Below are 16,740 nucleotides of genomic sequence, written 5' to 3' on the forward strand. Positions count from 1 at the left end.
GTGTATAAGAGACAGGCGGAGGGGGCGGCGGCGGCGGCGGTTCGCAGCACGGCGGCGGCGGCGGAGGGCACACCGGCCCGCACTGGGCGGCCGCCTCGTCGGCGAACAGCGTCAGGGCGAAGAAACCCGCCAGCGCCAGCAGCCATGTCATGATCCGCACCCGCATGGGCCGACCTCCCGTCAAGTTCATGCGGTCTGCGTCGGGCGCAGCTCGCTTCAGCGTCCATCTGAACCGCAAAAGCCTTTCATTTCCGTTGCCTTTCGCCCGGCCCCTCGCAGGCGCGGGCCTTGCGTCGCCGGGGCCAGAGGCCAGAGCGATGTTTCATCCTGACACGCAATTCCTGATCGACCATTGGACCGGGCTGTCCCGCCGGGGAGCCGTGCGCGCGGGGATTCCTGATCGCGCCTCGCTCGAGCCGGACGCTCTGGGCCTGCGCCTGCCGCGCGCCTTCATCGCCGAACGCCATGGCGACGACGCCGTCATCCGACTGGCCGGCACCTGGATTGAGGGATTCCACGGCGAACCGCTCAAGGATCATGCCTTTCTGTCCGTCTGGCGCACCGCCTCCCGGCCTCTGGTGGCCGCCGCCATGACCCAGACCGTGCGCGAAGCCCGGCCGGTCGTCATCGCCGCCCTCGCCGGCTTCCTGTCGGCCCAGATCGAGATCGTGCTGGTGCCCTTGCGCGGCCCGTCCGGCGCCGTGGATCGCATTCTGGGCCTCTATGCGCCCATGGCCACCCTGAGCTTCGCCGCCGACGAGCCCCGCCTGCTCACCGCCCGGGTCTCGATCGGCGTGGGCGAAGCCGCCCGCCCCGCCCTGTCGCTCGCCGCCGTCGGCGGCCGCCGGATCGCCTGAACCGACAGGCTCAGGCCTTCAGATCCCGCTGATAGCGTTTCCAGTTCTGCACATAATGGGCGGCGGACGCCCTCAGCGCCTCGATCTGACCCGGTTCCAGCTCGCGCACCACCTTGCCGGGCTGGCCCATGACGAGCGAGCCGTCGGGAATGACCTTCCCCTCGGTGATCAGGGTGTTGGCCCCGATCAGGCAGTTCTTCCCGATCTTCGCCCGACCCAACACCACCGCGCCGATGCCGATCAGGGTGTTGTCGCCGATCTCGCAGCTGTGAAGCATGACCATATGGCCGACGGTCACGCCGTCGCCGATCGTCAGGGGTTCGCCGGGGTCGGAATGCAGCACGCTGCCGTCCTGTATATTGGTGTCCCGGCCGATGGTGATGGGGTCGTTGTCGCCGCGCAGCACGGCGCCGAACCAGACGCTGGCGCCCGGTTTGAGAATCACGTCTCCTACAAGGGTTGCGTTTGGTGCCACCCAGTATTCGCCCTCAGGCGGAAGCTGCGGTTTCTTGTCGCCGAGACCGTAAACATTCATCCGAACACCGCCATTTCTCAATAAATCGAGGGCTTTAAGCTCTCGTAAACCACGTTAGGCTTAGAGTGTAGATGCGATTCGAGGCCGCCATTTCGGCCCCGGATTGGAAGCCGGATCAAGCCCGGTCCGGTCAGACCTCGGGGATTTTGCGTGGTGCGCTCGGTTCGGCGGATTCATCCGCTGGAAGTTGACCCTTCTTCCGACCCGGGCGGATGCGTCGCGTCCCCTTCTCTCCTCCCCACCTTCGTTCGAGGCGATGCTTTTGCGGCATCGCCTTTTTTCTTGCCCTGCGGCGTCGCGTTTTCCGCGTCGCCGTCTTCCATGCCCTGGAGGCGTCCATGACCAAGCGTGCGGCCATCAAACGTCAGACCCGCGAGACATCCCGTGAACACGGTGTGCTCGATTCCCGTCAGTTCATGGAGGACTCCAAGGTACGCCGGCTTCCAACCCACGCCGGCTGGTCGCCCTATCCATCCAATGACGATCGCGACCAGGCCTATCTGAAGACGCTGAAGCCCAAGTCGGACGGCCAGGCCGAACTGATGACGGCGATCGACCACCATAACCTCGTCCTGGCCCTCGGTCCGGCAGGCACCGGCAAGACCTATCTCGCCGTCGCCAAGGCGGTCGAGGCGCTCGAGGCCGGCAAGGTTGGCCGCATCGTACTCAGCCGTCCCGCTGTCGAGGCCGGCGAATCGATCGGCTTCCTGCCCGGCGACATGGAGGACAAGCTCGCCCCCTACCTCCGCCCCCTCTACGACGCCCTGTCCGATCGCCTCAGCATGAAGCGGGTCAAGGCGCTGATGGCCGAGGGCCTGATCGAGATCGCCCCCATCGGCTACATGCGCGGCCGCACCCTGAACAACGCCTTCATCGTCGTCGATGAGGCCCAGAACTGCACCTATGTGCAGCTCAAGATGCTGCTGACCCGCCTGGGCTGGCATTCAACCATGGTCGTCACCGGCGATCCCCAGCAGTCCGATCTGCTTCCCGGCATCTCGGGTCTGATGGACGTCGCCCAGCGGCTCGAGCCCGTGCCCGACATTGCGGTGGTGCGCCTGGCCGAGCAGGACATCGTCCGCCATCCGCTGGTGGCCTCGATGATCGGCGTCCTCTGACGCCAGCCTGCGTCTGACAGATCAGGCCGTCGCCGGATTCACGGCGGCGGCCTTTTCTTCGGCCAGGAGCAGACCCTCGGGCGATCCCTTGAGCGGCGGCTTCGGCCTCGCGCCCATCCGGTCGATCAGGGCGAAGACGAAGGGGTTCAGCGAGATCGACAGCAGGGCCGCCGCCAGGATGAGGTCGTGGGTCTCCTGCGTCATGCCGCCAAGCTGAACACTCACGGCCGCGAGGATGAAGGAGAACTCGCCGATCTGGGCCAGGGCCGCGGCGACGGTCAGGCTGGTCGCCCGGTCCAGCTTGAAGGCGGTCGTGATGGCCAGCGCCGCCAGCGACTTGCCGACGATGACGATCCCCAGCACGCCCAGCACGGCCAGGGGCTCGCGCACCAGAATGGTCGGATCGAACAGCATGCCGACCGAGACGAAGAACAGCACGGCGAACGCGTCCCGGAGCGGCAGGGAACGCTCGGCCGCGTTGTGGCCCAGCGGCGAGCTGTTGAGCACCAGCCCGGCGAGGAATGCCCCGAGCGCGAAGGAGTGGAACAGCTGATAGGCGATCCAGGCGATGCCGAGGGCGATCGCCAGCACCCCGAGGGTGAACAGCTCCCGCGACCGGGTATGGGCGATCCGGATCAGCAGCCACGGCAGCAGCCGGGAGCCGACCACCAGCATCACGCCCGTGAAACCGGCGACCTTCAACAGCGTCCAGCCGATGGATTTGGCCAGTTCGGCTCCGTTCATGACCTCGCCCGGCTGAATGACCAGCAGCGGCAGGATGACAAGCGCCAGCACGATCACCAGGTCCTCGACGATCAGCCAGCCCATGGCCAGACGACCGGCCTGGCCCTTGACCTCTCTACGCTCCTCCAGCGCCCGCAGCAGGACCACGGTCGAGGCGACCGAGAGGGCGAACCCCATCAGGGTTGCCTCCAGATCGGTCATTCCCATCAGCCGGCCCAGGCCCCAGCCCAGCGCCGTAGCCGCCGCGATCTGAAACAGGGCGCCCGGGACCGCGATCTTTCGCACCTTCATCAGGTCGGCGAGCGAGAAATGCAGCCCGACGCCGAACATCAGCAGGATGACCCCGACCTCCGCCAGCTGAGGCGCCAGTTCGCCGTCTGCGACAAAGCCGATGGTGTGCGGCCCGACGGCGATCCCCGCGACCAGGTAGCCGACCAGCGGCGACAGCTTCAGCCGGTTGGCCAACATGCCGAACACAAAGGCCAGCACGAAGCCGCCGACCAGGGTGAGAATCAGGCTGTCGGCATGCGGCATCGGCGCTCCTCGGATGCGGGCGGGGATGGATTGGCGGGAACGCGGTAATTGGGGCCTCTGCCCCGTCCGGACAAGCGCGGACAGGGCGCCGCGACCCCATGGCGCGAGATTGCCCCTTCGCGCGCGGCGCGGGGGCTGCTAACCGAACGCCCTTCACATTTCAGCGACCCGAATGAAAATCCCCCGCATCGCCTACGCCGCCTACGGCTTCGCCCTCATCGTCATCGTCCTGGACCAACTGACCAAGGCCTGGATCATGGGCGGCCTCGACCTGCGCGAGATGGGCCACATCCAGGTCCTGCCGCCGCTCTTCAACCTGACCTGGGTCGAGAACCGGGGCGTCAGCTTCGGCCTGTTCGGCGACGGCTCGGCGCGGTGGATGCTCAGCGCCTTCTCGATCGCCGTGGCCGGAATCCTTGGCTGGTGGGCGTTGAAGGCCGACCGCCGCATGCTGATCACCGCCATCGGCCTGATCATGGGCGGTGCGCTCGGTAATGTGATCGACCGCATCCGCTTCGGCTACGTGGTCGACTTTCTGGATATCTCCGGCCCGCACGTCTTCCTCGGGTCGATGAAGATCAACTTCCCGTGGATATTCAACGTCGCTGACAGCGCCATCTGCATCGGCGTCGTCCTGCTGATCCTCGACAGCGTGCGAGCGGAGCAGGAAGCCAAGGTTGGCCTCGCCGCCGAAAAGTCGTAATCAGCCGCTTCCTCTAGGGTTTACGCGCGCGCCCTTTCCGGCGCCCCGCACCGAGATATCAAATATGCGTCTTCGCACCGTCGCCGTTCTGACCCTCACGACCTCCGCCTTCGCCCTGGGCGCCTGCTCCGGTCTCCGCACCGGCGTGGGCCTGAACAAGATCACGCCGGACGAGTTTCTGACCGTTTCGACCGCGCCCCTGACCGTTCCGCCGGAGTACGGCCTGCGCCCGCCGGCGCCGGGCCAGCCGCGGCCTCAGGAACTCGCGCCCGAATCCGCCGCCCGCCAGATTCTGCTCGGCCAGCGTCAGGCCGTAACGCGGTCGGAAGGCGAACAGGCCCTGGTGGCCCAGGCCGGCGGCGACCGCGCTGACCCCCTCGCCCGCTATGTCGTGGACGATGAGTTCGGCGACCTGGCGCACAAGGAAGAGAGCTGGGCCAACCGCATCATGTTCTGGCGCCGCGACGATGCCGCGAGCCAGGCGCCCACGGCCATCCAGACCTCTGAAGGCGCCGTCAATGTCGATGCGGCGAGCGAATACGCCCGCGTCCAGGCCCTGACCGGAGGTCGCGCCGGCATCTCCATCACGCCGCGCCGCGACACGGGCTTCAAACTGCCCGGCCTCTAGGTTCGACAACATTCTGCAGGGAGGCCCGGCCGCGAAAGCGTCCGGGCCTTTTTGTTTGCGATCAGCCCTTGGCGGCGCCCGCCCTCAGTCCGCGCTCGGCCAAGGCCACGATCGCGACGCCGCCCATTGTCAGGGCGGCCCCGACGAGGATCTGCGGCGTCAGCACGTCGCCCATGAACCCCCAGCCGATCAGGATGGAGACCACCGGCGTGGCCAGCAGATAGGGCGTCACCCGCCCCGCCTCGCGCTTCTGCACCAGCCAGAAGACCATCGTCGTCGCCAGCACCGACGACACCAGTCCGGCCCAGATCACGCAGGCCCAGACAAGGGCATCGGCCTGCTGCACGGCCTCCCATTGGCCCTGTTCGAACAGCGCCGAGGCGAAGGCCAGCGACGGCAAGGCCACCAGCGACAGCAGGCCCTGCATTTTCAATGGCGGGATCGAGGTCGTCCGTCGCGCCACGACCGTGGTCAGGGCCCAGGCCCCCGCCGCGCCGATGCCCGCCAGAATGCCCTTCCAGTCCTCGATGGCGTGGGGGTCCAGCGTCATCCAGGCGACCCCGAGGAAAGCCACGCCCATGCCGGCGAGCGCAAACCGTGACAGCCGTTCACCCAGCAGCAGGAAGGCGAACAGGGCCGTGAACGGCACCCACAACTGTGCAGCGACCGACACCGGACTGACGTCGTTCGCCAGCCAGAAGGCCAGATAGATCAGACCGTAATGGATCGGCCCGCCCAGGCCGACGATGATCAGCAGGCTTTTCCAATTGGGGAACGGCGGCCTGACAAACGGGATCAGACAGGCCGCGGCGATGGCGAATCTGAGCGCCGCCATCAGCAGCGGCGGCAGGGTCTCTGTCCCGAATTTGGCCGCCGCATTGTTCACGCCCCAGATCACCACCACCGCGATGATGGCGAGGATCTCGACCAGCGAGAGCGGACTATGCGGCTTGTCAGGAGTGGTCACCCGCCCGGCTTAACGCGCACGGCCGCCGCACGCGAGCGCGTACGGCGACACTTTGCATTTCTGACTGTGGCGCGCCGCCGAAGGCCGCGGCGCTCAGGGCATTTCTGACTGCGATGCGTCGGCTCGACCTAGAACGGAATGTCGTCGTTCAGGTCGTAGCTTTCCTTTGGACCGCTGGGCTTGTTGGCGCCGCCGGTGGAGAAGCCCGAGGAATAGTCGTCATCGCCCCCGCGCGAGGCCCCGCCGCCGGCGCTGTCGCTGCGTCCGCCCAGCATGGTCAGTTCGCCGCGGAACTTCTGCAGCACGATCTCCGTGGTGTATTTCTCGACCCCGGCCTGCTCGTATTTCCGGGTCTGCAGCGAGCCCTCGATGTAAACGGTCGAGCCCTTCTTCAGATAGTTCTCGGCCACCTTGACGATGTTCTCGTTGAAGATGACCACCCGATGCCACTCGGTCTTTTCCTTGCGCTCGCCGGTGGCCTTGTCGCGCCACTGCTCCGAGGTGGCGAGGGACAGGTTGGCCACCCGTTCGCCCGAGTTGAGAGTGCGGATTTCCGGGTCCTTGCCCAGATTGCCGACCAGAATGACCTTGTTGACGCTGCCCGCCATCGCCGAGCTCCTTCTTCGTTCTGGCCCGCCGCGCTTCGCGCTGTTCGGAGCCGATTGTCTGTTGTCCGGGCCTAGCGCGCTTTCGGGCCCTGCGGGTCTGCTTTGTCGCCACCATCCACAGGAACGCGTTGTTCCACGTTTGTTCCGCTCCGTCTAGGGCGCGGGCGGCGCCGTCGGATCCGGCTCGCGATTGGCCGAGACGGCGATCGGGGTGCCGTCGATCGCCCGCTGGATTGCGCCGGGCATGGCCAGACGCCCGTCGCCCGTCCGGGCCATGGCGTTGAACCGTCCGCCGTCCAGGGTCTGGGAATACCACACGCCGCCACGGTCGATGAAGATGAACTGACCCTGGTAAGAGCCCGTGATTTCCTGACGCGATCCCCCCAGTCGCAGGAACCGCAGGCGGACCTCCTCCAGTCGCGCTGCGCAGAACTCGATCTGCGGCTGGTTGTCCGCCACCTTGTTGAACCGCGGCGCCTCGCCTTCGGCTCCGACTTCCACGGCATAGCAGACGCCCGGGTCAAACGGCGCTTCGACGGCCTTCTCGCAGGCTGCGAGCGCAACAGCGCCGGCGGCGAACGTTATGATTGCGACGTATTTCATCAGCGCAGCCCCGGGAATGTGCAGCTTCGGTCCTGCTCGGCCAGGGTCCGGAACCGGCTGTTGTCGTTCGATTGCTCGACCCGACGGGGCACCAGCCGGAGGGTGACGTCACCCCAGCGGCCGTACAGCGCCTCGCCCGGCCGCACACAGGTGCCCGAGTACAACGCCTGGACGCAGGCGTTCAAACTCATGTTCGACGACAGCGAACGCCAGTCCGATCCCGTGTGACGCAAACAGGCGGATCCGGACGCTGGCTGCACCGACGGCTGGGTCGTGGGCTGCTGCTCGGGCAGCGGCGCCTGTTCGGCCTCGGTCAGCTCGACCGGCGGAGCGCTGGGCGGCGGGGCGAAGGCGGCGGTCGGGGCGGCCGCGAGGGCGCCGGTCTCGTCGATACCGACGTCGAGCGCGTCAGTCGCCACGCCATTGCGCCGCGCGCAGTCTGACAGGGTGGCCAGGCCGACGTACTGGCCGTCGACGAAGCAGCGCAGTTCGCGCGTCGTGTTCAGTTCGGGCGCGTCGGCGACATCAACCGTCAGTCCACCCTGCGCCGCCGGCGGGGGCGCAGGATTTCGCTCCCGACCTGCGCTGAAGATCAGGGCGATCACCACGGCCGCGACGACCGCCAGACCGGCGCCGATAGCGATGAAAAGACGATTGTCCTGGGGCATGCAGTGCTCGCGGGGATGGAGCCTCCAATAACCCCGCCCGGCCCTTCCACGTCAACGACCTTCGTCGGTAAAGACCTATCCGCCGAGGCGGGCGAGCGCCGCCTGGTAGTTGGCAAGCTGTGCCGTAAGATAGGCTGGCGCGGCGCCCGTGATGACCGGCTTCTTGGCCTCCGGCGACAGGGCCCGGTAGGCGTCGCGCACGGCCTTCATGGCGGCCGTCAGCAGTTCGCTTGTCGATTTTATCGCGTCCGTCCCGGACAGCGAAAGGGTCGGCGGGAGATTCAGCGCGAAGATCTTGAGGTCGTCCTTGCCTGCCCTCGGAGCGACAATCCCCGGGGACAGGCCCAGCCCCGCCAGGGCGTCGCGACCGGGTTCGCCGCTCGACAACACCGCCCCCTCGCGTCCGGACCGCGGCGTGATCGAAAGACGCTGCAATCGGTTCCCGGAGGAGAGCGCGGTCTCGCCGGATTTCAGGGGATCCGTCACGACCGTGACGGTCAACTGGCCGAAGGAGGCCTGTTCGATTTTTCGAGCCAGCGTCTGGAGCGTGTCCCTGGCGTCGATGGTCACGGCTCTGGCCCGGCTGCCGTCAGCCGGCGAAACGTAAAACCGGTCGCCCGGCCGCAAGGCCGTCACATCGGTCAGAGCCTTGGAGTCGCCTGTTGAAACCAGCCCCTGGGGCAGGCCGAGCCGATCCAGCACGCTGGCGCCGCCGCTGGCGACGGCCAGGCTCATGGGCGACGCCTGCTGCCCCGCGCCCGGCCAGGTCCGGGTCCATTCGATCACCCCCGTCAGCGGATCGAGCCGGGTGAGATAGCCCTGCCTCGGATCATCCTCGCCGGCGTCCGTCGGCCGGTCAGCCAGGCCCGTGAGCCAGACCTTCCCCTCGTGCACCTTGACGTCGGCGGCGCTGTCGTCGCCGGCCCCGCCGACATAGGTCAGCCGGTCAGCGGCGCTGACGGACAGATCCGCTTCAAGGGCGGCGACCCAGGCGTCGGCGCCGCCCGAGTGGGCGGTGTTCACCGTGCCGATGTCCAGGGCCGCGTTGCGGGTCGTTCCGCTCAGGATCACCCGGCCGCCGGACACGGCGATCCCGGTCACATCCCCGTTGGCGGCCCCCAGGTCCCGCGTCGCCGCAAGAGTCGGAGCGCCGCCGTCGCCGGGCGTGTAATGGCGCACCACCACGCGACCATCCTCGACCCCGGCGGTGTAGATCGACGAACCCTCGACGGTCATGGCCTTGACGCTGTCGTCGCCGGCCGTTCCGAACTGGCTGATGGACGTCGCGACGGCCGTGAACGGCGCCAGACTGTGCGCCTGCGTCGCCGTAAAGCCCTGGAGATAACCGTCCCAGCCGCCGAGGGCGGCGGCTGCCGGCATGGAGGATTTCGAACGGCCGGCGACATAGACCACGCCGTCGGCCCCGAAGGCCACGCTGGTGGCCTCATCCGCCGCCCGGGCGCCGCGCCGCTGCGTCCACAACTCCTCGCCGGCGCCGTCAAAGACCGTGACGAAACTGTCCGCCAGTGCAGCGTCCGTCACCCTGACGCCCGGCTCGAGAGCGCCCGTCACCGACCCCGCGACCGCCACCCGCCCGTCCGCGGCGATGGCGATGGCGTAGCCGCTGGCCTGATCCGCAGCGCCGAGCATCCGCGTCGCCACCAGTCGGCCCGAGGTGTCGAACTTCATCAGGGCCACGTCACGCTCGCCCTTGATCGGCTGCTCGCCGGCCGCGGACTCAATGTCGGCGACCATCCAAAGCGAGCCGTCCGCCGCGACCGCGCTGGCCCGAACCGTCTCAACCCCCTTGGGCAGGGCTGTCTGGGCGGCGCGCCCGGCCACCCAGCCGGTTTGTCCGCCGGGTTGCGTGGGCTCCGGCGCGGAACCCCCGTCGCTCTGGAATTTCAACAACTCGCCACGGCCGTCGGCCCCCGCGGCCTGGACGACGTAGACGGCGTCCGATTTCGCCGCCGCGTCGAACCGCACCGTCTCGACGCTGGTCCCCTGGATCACAAGCGCCCACTGGTCCGCCCGCGCCGGCAGGGTCACGGTCTTGGTCCCCACCTTGATGGTGCGGGGCTCGCCGGTGATATTCTCCCGGCTGAACCGGGTCGAAACCTCTGCGGCCTCGAGCTTGCCGTTGATATGGCCGATGACGTTGTCGAGGGTGCGGGTCTCCGCTCCCATATCGGCCAGATCGATCGAGACAAGCTTGTCTCCATTGATGGTCGAGACGGTGATGTCGAACGCAACCTCGCCCGCGAACCCGTCCACCGTGGAGGTCAGCGAGCCCTCATGGACCGCGGCGGTGACAATGCGGGTCCCGTCTCTCGCCACGGCCGCGGTTGTCTTGGCCGTCACGGTCGAAACGCCCTGCACCATGCGCAGGTCAGCGAATTTGGAGGTTTTCAGGTAGTCGCTGACTTCCGTCAGGCCCGCGTCAAACCGCTTGCGGATCAGGGCCGCCTCGCTGGTTCCAACGCCTCGGTCGTCTGCACGGGACGCCAGCGCCGAGAGGGAGCTGAGCCCCTGATAGAGCGCAAACAATTTGCGGTAGTCCGAAGACGCGCCGGCGACATCGAGCTGGGCGGCGGATTCGTTGATCAACCGGCGCCCCGAGAGCGCAGCGCGAACGATCGCATTGGCTTCGGACGCCGTGGCGTCCTTGACCCAGGGCGCGGTGGGCTGGGTTTTGCGTGTCGTCACGCCCGACGAGGCGTTGGCGAACGCAGATATCGTATCCGCCGACGCGCCATACAGGCCCAGTAGATAACTGTTGTTGATCACAGGCGGCTCCTGGCCGTCATTGTGACGCGCCAACCGTAACGGGCGCTTAACGTCCGGCTGCGGAGCGACTTTGAACGCGACTCAGGGAACAATGATCTTGCGCACCCGTTAACGGCGCGCTGGATGAGGAGGACGCTGTGAAGATCGCCTTCGTCAATGCCTTGAAATCATTGCTCTCGCTGTACGGTATCGGGACGCGGCGACGGCCCGCCGCCATTCAGATCGGTCCCGCTGGTATTCGCCGACCGGCCTAGTTCCGGAACAGCGACAGGATGATCTGCGGCGCCTGGTTCGCGATCCCGAGCGCCTGGGCGCCCAGTTGTTGCTGCACCTGCAGCGCCTGAAGGCGTGCGCTTTCCTTCGCCAGGTCGGCATCGACCAGCTTGCCAATGCCGGTTTCAAGCGAATCCATCAGTTTCGAGACGAAGACGTTGTGCGTCTCGATCTGCTTTGCCTGCGCTCCGAGCGAGGCCAGGCCGGAGTTCACCGTCGCCAGAGCCGTATCGATGACCCCGAGCGCGGTCGCCGCGGCAGCCGACGAAAGCAGGTTCTGGGTATTGAGGCCCAGACCGGCCTCGGTGAAGTTGTGCGGGTCGATCGAGATGGTGTCGACCGCATCGACATTGGCGAGAAAGTCGAGCGAGGCCGCCAGGGAGTTGTCCAGAAGGTTCACCCCGTCAAACGAGGCGCTGTCGGCGAACTGCTGCACCGACCGCACGAGGCTCTGGAAATCGTCATTGTACGCGGCCCGGGATTCGGGCGTCTGGGACAGGTCAGACGCGGCGACGGCCTTCTGGCGCATCTGGATGATCAGATCGGAAATCGCCTCACCGGCCGCCAGGGTCACATCCGCCAGCGAGGTGGCGCGGTCCAGACTGGTTTTCACCGCAGCAAGGGCGCCGAGATCGGCCCGCTGGTTCTGGGCGATCGCCCATACGGCCGAGTTGTCCTTGGCTCCTCCAACCTTCAGACCCGTGCTGATACGGTTCTGGGTCGCCGCCATCCGGTCACTGATCTGATTCAGGTTTTGCAGCGCGATAAGCGCTGACGCGTTGGAGTGGACGCTGTTCGTCATGGCATTCGGCCCCGGGTCGGTTCAACGGCAGATTATGGGGCGAGTCGTGAGCGTATGGTTAACGCAAGATGACCGGGCGCGCGGCTGCGGCCCGGGTACAATCCGTCCTGACTGACGGTTCAGGCGGTCGTGTTGATGACCGCGCCGACACCGTAGTCGTCGCGTTCCCTCAACTTCAGAACCTCTTCGCTCGGCAGCTGCCGCACGATCTCACCGGTCTCCCGGTCCAGCGTCTTGTAGACGAAAGACCCCGCACGGGGGCCCTGCTCGATCACCAGCCGGTAACGGGCCTGGCGTTCGGCGTCTTCAGCATTTCTGGAACTGGATCCATGGTCGGCTCCGGACTGCAGCGGTGTTTCGGCTTTGACGGCCGCAACCGCTCTTATGGTTGCATCTGCATTCATCTCCTGAACGCCGGCGACTAGGCCGACGTCTCCCGGTTATATGCGATGGAGAAGCGGGACGGAGCCGCGTGCGGCTCCGTCCCCTTCCCCGGTGTTAGCGGAACAGGCCGAGCAGGATGGAGCTCGACTGGTTGGCGATCGACAGCGCCTGCACGCCCAGCTGCTGCTTGGTCTGCAGAGCCGTCAGGCGGGCGCTTTCCTTGGCCAGGTCGGCATCGACCAGGTTGCCGATACCGGCTTCCAGGGCGTCCTGGAGCTTGTCGTTGAAGGCCAGCGAACGCTCCGTCGACTTGGACGAAGTGCCGAGGGTCTGCAGGGCGGAAATCGCCGAGGCGATATCCGCATCGATCTGACCGGCCGTGGGGGCCGCAGCGATGGTCAGGGTCAGACCGCTGAGGGCGGCCGTGCCGTCGAAGACAGCCGCGGCCTGGGCAGCGACGACTTCGGTCCGCAGGGCGGCGAGGTCGGCGTCGCGAGCCGTGCTGGCCGGACCGGCGGCGAGTTCCTTCATCTGACGCAGGGCGTCCATGATGGTGTCGCCGGCAGCCAGGCCCACGTCATTGATCGACTGGGTCCGCTGGAGCGAGTTGCGGGTGGTGTTGAGCACCTGCATGTTGGCTTTCTGGTTCTGGGCAGTGGCCCAGATCGCGCCATTGTCCTTGGCCGACGAGACCTTCTGGCCGGTGTTCACGCGATTTTGCGTGACAGCCAGTTCGCGGCTCGTCTGGTTCAGGTTCTGCAGCGCCACCAGGGCGCCGACGTTCGTGTTGATACTGTTAGCCATTTTGACTTTCCTTTTGTCTTCGACATTTCCGACGCCGTTTTGGCTGCCGGGAGCGTTCTGCTCAGGTTTTCGGCGCGGGCGGGGCCGCGAACGACCCCGCCCTCATCCCTGTTCGATTAACGGAACAGGCCGAGGAGGATGGAGCTCGACTGGTTGGCGATCGACAGCGCCTGCACGCCCAGCTGCTGCTTGGTCTGCAGAGCCGTCAGGCGGGCGCTTTCCTTGGCCAGGTCGGCGTCGACGAGGTTGCCGATACCGGCTTCCAGGGCGTCCTGGAGCTTGTCGTTGAAGGCCAGCGAACGCTCCGTCGACTTCGACGAGGTGCCGAGGGTCTGCAAGGCGCCGATAGCGGCCGTCATGGCCGTATCGATTTCAAGCGCGGTCGGGGTAGCGGCGAAGGTCATGGTCAGGGACGCCAGGGCGTCCGTGCCGTCGAACACCGCCGCCGCCTTGGCAGCGGCCACTTCGGCTTTCAGAGCGTTCAGGTCGGCGTCGCGAGCCGTGCTGACCGGACCGGCGGCGAGTTCCTTCATCTGACGCAGGGCGTCCATGATGGTGTCGCCGGCAGCCAGACCCACGTCGTTCACGGACTGGGTCCGCTGCAGCGTGTTGCGGGTGGTGTTGAGCACCTGCATGTTGGCTTTTTGGTTTTGAGCGGTGGCCCAGATGGCCCCGTTGTCCTTGGCCGACGAAACCTTCTGGCCGGTGTTCACGCGGTTTTGCGTGACTGCCAGATCGCGGCTCGTCTGGTTCAGGTTCTGCAGCGCAACGAGAGCGCCGACATTCGTGTTGATGCTGTTAGCCATTTTGGCTGTCCTTTTTTGTCTTCGACATGTCCGACGCCGTTTTGGCGGTCGGGAGCATTCTGCCCGCTGAGGTACAAGCAAGGACGGAGCCATCAGGCGCCCCCCCGTGCCAGAGCGACCACCATTGAAATTGCTACGTTAGTTCTTGTTCATCACGTTATTGGCCCGGCATAATCTGCCGGGCTTCGGGCAGTATTTGCCGGGTGGTCGGCAGGTCGTGCCGGTCTCCGGCCCTCGACATGGCCAGCCTCCGGGGCGCTGAACCGGCGCGCGCCGGCCCCGGGGGGAGCAGAATTTCGGCGCGCCGGGCCGGATCGTCCCCGTGGAATCCAACCAGCGTCACATCGACAAAGGGCCCCCGCGCGCGCGGGGGCCCTTCGTTTGATCGCTTGACCGGCCGGGGCCGGTGAGCCCTCGGGTTGACGAGGTCGGGAGCGCTCCCGGACCTAGTTGCGGAACAGGCCGAGCAGGATCGAGCCCGACTGGTTGGCGATCGACAGCGCCTGTACGCCCAGCTGCTGCTTGGTCTGCAGGGCCGTCAGGCGGGCGCTTTCCTTGGCCAGGTCGGCGTCGATGAGGTTGCCGATGCCGGACTCGATGGCGTCCTGGAGCTTGTCGTTGAAGACCAGCGACCGCTCGGTCGACTTGGCCGAGGTGCCGAGCGCCTGCAGGGCGGTGATCGCGGAGGCGATGTCCGCATCGATCTGGCCGGCGGTGGGCGCGGCGGCGATGGTCAGGGTCAGTCCGCTCAGGGCGGCCGTGCCATCGAACACCGCTGCGGCCTGGGCAGCGACCACTTCGGTCCGCAGGGCTGCGAGATCGGCGTCCCGGGCGGCGCTTGCCGGACCGGCGGCGAGTTCCTTCATCTGACGCAGGGCGTCCATGATGGTTTCGCCGGCGGCCAGACCCACGTCATTGACAGACATGGTCCGCTGCAGCGCGTTACGGGTGGCGTTGAGCACGCCCATGTTGGCTTTTTGATTCTGGGAGATGGCCCAGATCGCGCCATTGTCCTTGGCGGAACCGACCTTCAGACCGGTGCTGACACGGTCCTGCGTGACCTTCAGGTCGCGGCCCGTCGCGTTCAGGTTCTGCAGCGCAACCATGGCGCCGACGTTCGTGTTGATGCTGTTAGCCATTTTGGCTGTCCTCTTGTCTTCGACATGTCTGACGCCGTTTTGGCGGTCAGGAGCGTTCTGCTCGGGTTCTGTTCAGCAAGGACGAAGCCACGGATCAGAGGCGCAACCCGGAACGCCTGCCGTTGATTTTATGGACTATTTTCTTCCGCAGCTTCTGATCTGCCGGGCAGAACCTGCCAAGGCCAGGCATGTTCTGCCGGGTGGTCGGCAGGTCGTGCCGGTCGGGTTTGCCGGGCCGGGATTCCGCCGTCAGTCCGCAAGGCGTGAGCTGTCTTCTACCACGGCCAGATCGGCGGCCTGCGCCGGCCGTCGGTCTCGCGCCTCCATCGATCCTGCAACGCCCGCTCGGCCATCAAGGTCTCTACCGCAGACGCCCTGGCGCTCTCACAGGCGACCAGACGCGCGCCCCGTTCCATATAGGCGATCTCAAGATCGGCCTGGGTCGGAGTCACGGGCAGGCGCTCGAGCACGCAGGGCGTCGTCGCCTGACCCGGCAGGGTCAGCCGCGGGGGCTCCACAGACGGCGGGAGCGAGACGGCACAGCTCGCGGTCATGCCCGGCAAGGCGAGCAGCGCGATCCGGGTCCAGCGGGGTTTCAGCATCATGGGCGCTCCTTGCCTGCGTCGCGGCCCGTGCGGTCTCCCGCGCGACCGCCACGGTCTGTTGATGAAGTTCGTCGAGACGCCGGATCTGGTCCGCAGCGCCCTCGACCTGGAGGCGACGCGCGTCGGCGTCTGCAATGGCCGTCGACGCTCCGGCCTCTGCCGCCTCCAACCGCCGCCCGGTCAGCCCCAGCGGATCCCAGCGGAATCCCAGCGCGCCCAGGCCGATCAGGGCCATGGTCGAAACCCCCACCACGACCACTGCCCATCCCAACGGCGTCAGGGTGCGCAGAACCGCCGGCGTCCTCACGGGAACACCTGCCGGTCCAGCTCGAAATGCGGTCCGTCCCTCAGGCTGGTCCAGTCGCCGCCCCAGACCATCGCGGTCCCCTGTCGCGCAGCCGCCGCCTTGAACGCCGCCGCAATCCGCGGATACAGCGGCCAGTCCCACCGCACCTGACCATCGACCAGGGCTGCGACATCAACCGCGTGACCGGTCAGGTGACGCGACCGCTTCGTCCGGCTGGCCCCGGCCCGGACCAGTGCTGCCTGACGCTCTGGCGTACGCAGACCCTCGGTCACCATGAACTCCACCGGGCTCAGCGCCGCGGCCTCGCGAACCAGGGCGACCAGTCGAGGATGAACACCGGCCAGCCGTTTGATCGATCGTTCAGACAGGCGAAAGCTCATGGCCGGTCCTCCCCGCCGATCCGGGGCCGCAGCACCGCCAGGGTCGCGATCAGCTGCTGGGCCGACGGCGCCACCAGATACAGAACCAGCACCAGCGCCAGCAGGGCCATCAACCCCTGCGCCAGCCGCGGCGCGGCCTCGGGCGGCACACCGGTGATCAAACGGTCGAGCAGCAGCCAGGCCGCTCCGCTGGTCGCGAACACATAAAGCCTGCGCCACAGCCACCGGCCTTCGGCCAGCAGCGGCGCGGCGGGGGTCGATGAAGCGCTCATCGGTCATCCTCCGGGTCTTCAAGGGGGGCGTTGCCGCGACGCCAGCCGGGGCTGGCATGGGCGAACAGGTCGGCGTCGGTGAGGCGGCCGGGGCTGTCCCAGGCCTCCTCGTCCAGCAGCCACGGGTCCAGGCGCTCTGGCGAAAGGCTCATGGCGCGGCTCATCCGACCGCGACCAGCCAGACGACGCCGGGGGCCCCGGCGCCGCCGACTCCGC

Annotated in this window: 19 protein-coding genes and 1 pseudogene; 4 read left to right on the top strand and 16 right to left on the bottom strand. The window is 67.1% G+C overall.

Annotated elements, in window-relative coordinates; translation table 11 throughout:
• The first annotated feature begins 317 nt into the window (after positions 1-317).
• On the top strand, positions 318-857 hold the full coding sequence (locus B3E43_RS10420) for a PAS domain-containing protein (protein ID WP_292029174.1): 540 nt from the start codon (positions 318-320) through the stop codon (positions 855-857).
• 145 nt (positions 858-1,002) lie between these two features.
• Here the strand turns inward: B3E43_RS10420 and B3E43_RS10425 are convergent.
• Positions 1,003-1,392, bottom strand: a pseudogene (locus tag B3E43_RS10425) (gamma carbonic anhydrase family protein); the annotation flags it as partial.
• A gap of 326 nt (positions 1,393-1,718) precedes the next feature.
• On the opposite strand from B3E43_RS10425, the gene B3E43_RS10430 reads away from it, so the two are divergent.
• Entirely contained in the window at positions 1,719-2,510 is a 792-nt protein-coding gene (locus B3E43_RS10430; protein WP_292029217.1) for a PhoH family protein, read from the top strand.
• Between the two features lie 21 nt (positions 2,511-2,531).
• On the opposite strand, the gene B3E43_RS10435 is transcribed toward B3E43_RS10430, so the two are convergent.
• On the bottom strand, positions 2,532-3,788 hold the full coding sequence (locus tag B3E43_RS10435; RefSeq protein ID WP_292029186.1) for a cation:proton antiporter: 1,257 nt from the start codon (positions 3,786-3,788) through the stop codon (positions 2,532-2,534).
• Between the two features lie 172 nt (positions 3,789-3,960).
• Here B3E43_RS10435 and lspA point away from each other — a divergent pair, with 172 nt between their 5' ends.
• The gene (gene lspA / locus B3E43_RS10440) at positions 3,961-4,491 is read left to right on the top strand and encodes a signal peptidase II (RefSeq protein ID WP_292029188.1); all 531 of its coding nucleotides are present in this window, start codon (positions 3,961-3,963) and stop codon (positions 4,489-4,491) included.
• 64 nt (positions 4,492-4,555) lie between these two features.
• The gene (locus B3E43_RS10445) at positions 4,556-5,119 is read left to right on the top strand and encodes a DUF3035 domain-containing protein (protein ID WP_292029191.1); all 564 of its coding nucleotides are present in this window, start codon (positions 4,556-4,558) and stop codon (positions 5,117-5,119) included.
• A gap of 61 nt (positions 5,120-5,180) precedes the next feature.
• Here B3E43_RS10445 and B3E43_RS10450 read toward each other — a convergent pair whose 3' ends face one another.
• The 14 genes from B3E43_RS10450 to B3E43_RS10515 all read right to left on the bottom strand — a co-directional run bounded on the left by B3E43_RS10450 (position 5,181) and on the right by B3E43_RS10515 (position 16,676).
• A complete protein-coding gene (locus B3E43_RS10450) occupies positions 5,181-6,086 on the bottom strand; it encodes a DMT family transporter (RefSeq protein ID WP_292029193.1) in 906 nt (301 codons plus the stop codon).
• 128 nt (positions 6,087-6,214) lie between these two features.
• On the bottom strand, positions 6,215-6,694 hold the full coding sequence (gene ssb, locus B3E43_RS10455; protein WP_292029194.1) for a single-stranded DNA-binding protein: 480 nt from the start codon (positions 6,692-6,694) through the stop codon (positions 6,215-6,217).
• A gap of 153 nt (positions 6,695-6,847) precedes the next feature.
• Positions 6,848-7,297 carry a hypothetical protein gene (locus B3E43_RS10460; protein WP_291830239.1) on the bottom strand — a complete coding sequence of 150 codons (450 nt, stop codon included), beginning with the start codon at positions 7,295-7,297 and terminating at the stop codon, positions 6,848-6,850.
• Positions 7,297-7,965 carry a hypothetical protein gene (locus B3E43_RS10465; protein ID WP_292029195.1) on the bottom strand — a complete coding sequence of 223 codons (669 nt, stop codon included), beginning with the start codon at positions 7,963-7,965 and terminating at the stop codon, positions 7,297-7,299. The genes B3E43_RS10460 and B3E43_RS10465 overlap by 1 nt, the downstream gene beginning before the upstream one ends.
• Positions 7,966-8,040: 75 nt before the next feature.
• On the bottom strand, positions 8,041-10,752 hold the full coding sequence (locus B3E43_RS10470) for a transcriptional regulator (RefSeq protein ID WP_292029196.1): 2,712 nt from the start codon (positions 10,750-10,752) through the stop codon (positions 8,041-8,043).
• A 250-nt stretch (positions 10,753-11,002) separates the two neighbouring features.
• Entirely contained in the window at positions 11,003-11,827 is an 825-nt protein-coding gene (locus B3E43_RS10475) for a flagellin (protein ID WP_292029198.1), read from the bottom strand.
• Between the two features lie 119 nt (positions 11,828-11,946).
• On the bottom strand, positions 11,947-12,231 hold the full coding sequence (locus tag B3E43_RS10480) for a flagellar protein FlaG (protein WP_292029201.1): 285 nt from the start codon (positions 12,229-12,231) through the stop codon (positions 11,947-11,949).
• 94 nt (positions 12,232-12,325) lie between these two features.
• Positions 12,326-13,015 (bottom strand): flagellin, encoded by a 690-nt coding sequence (locus tag B3E43_RS10485; RefSeq protein WP_292029203.1) that lies wholly within the window; start codon positions 13,013-13,015, stop codon positions 12,326-12,328.
• 116 nt (positions 13,016-13,131) lie between these two features.
• Positions 13,132-13,821 (bottom strand): flagellin, encoded by a 690-nt coding sequence (locus tag B3E43_RS10490; RefSeq protein WP_292029205.1) that lies wholly within the window; start codon positions 13,819-13,821, stop codon positions 13,132-13,134.
• A gap of 446 nt (positions 13,822-14,267) precedes the next feature.
• Positions 14,268-14,960 (bottom strand): flagellin, encoded by a 693-nt coding sequence (locus B3E43_RS10495; RefSeq protein ID WP_292029208.1) that lies wholly within the window; start codon positions 14,958-14,960, stop codon positions 14,268-14,270.
• Between the two features lie 275 nt (positions 14,961-15,235).
• Positions 15,236-15,565: a hypothetical protein gene (locus B3E43_RS10500; protein WP_292029210.1), complete on the bottom strand. Its 330-nt coding sequence runs from the start codon at positions 15,563-15,565 to the stop codon at positions 15,236-15,238.
• A 303-nt stretch (positions 15,566-15,868) separates the two neighbouring features.
• A complete protein-coding gene (locus tag B3E43_RS10505; RefSeq protein WP_292029212.1) occupies positions 15,869-16,252 on the bottom strand; it encodes a M15 family metallopeptidase in 384 nt (127 codons plus the stop codon).
• The gene (locus B3E43_RS10510) at positions 16,249-16,524 is read right to left on the bottom strand and encodes a hypothetical protein (RefSeq protein ID WP_292029214.1); all 276 of its coding nucleotides are present in this window, start codon (positions 16,522-16,524) and stop codon (positions 16,249-16,251) included. The genes B3E43_RS10505 and B3E43_RS10510 overlap by 4 nt, the downstream gene beginning before the upstream one ends.
• Complete coding sequence (locus B3E43_RS10515; protein ID WP_292029216.1) at positions 16,521-16,676, bottom strand: hypothetical protein; 156 nt, start codon at positions 16,674-16,676, stop codon at positions 16,521-16,523. Before B3E43_RS10515 ends, B3E43_RS10510 begins: the two co-directional genes overlap by 4 nt.
• Positions 16,677-16,740 lie beyond the last annotated feature (64 nt).

Source organism: Brevundimonas sp. UBA2416, assembly GCF_002343105.1.
GTDB lineage: Bacteria > Pseudomonadota > Alphaproteobacteria > Caulobacterales > Caulobacteraceae > Brevundimonas.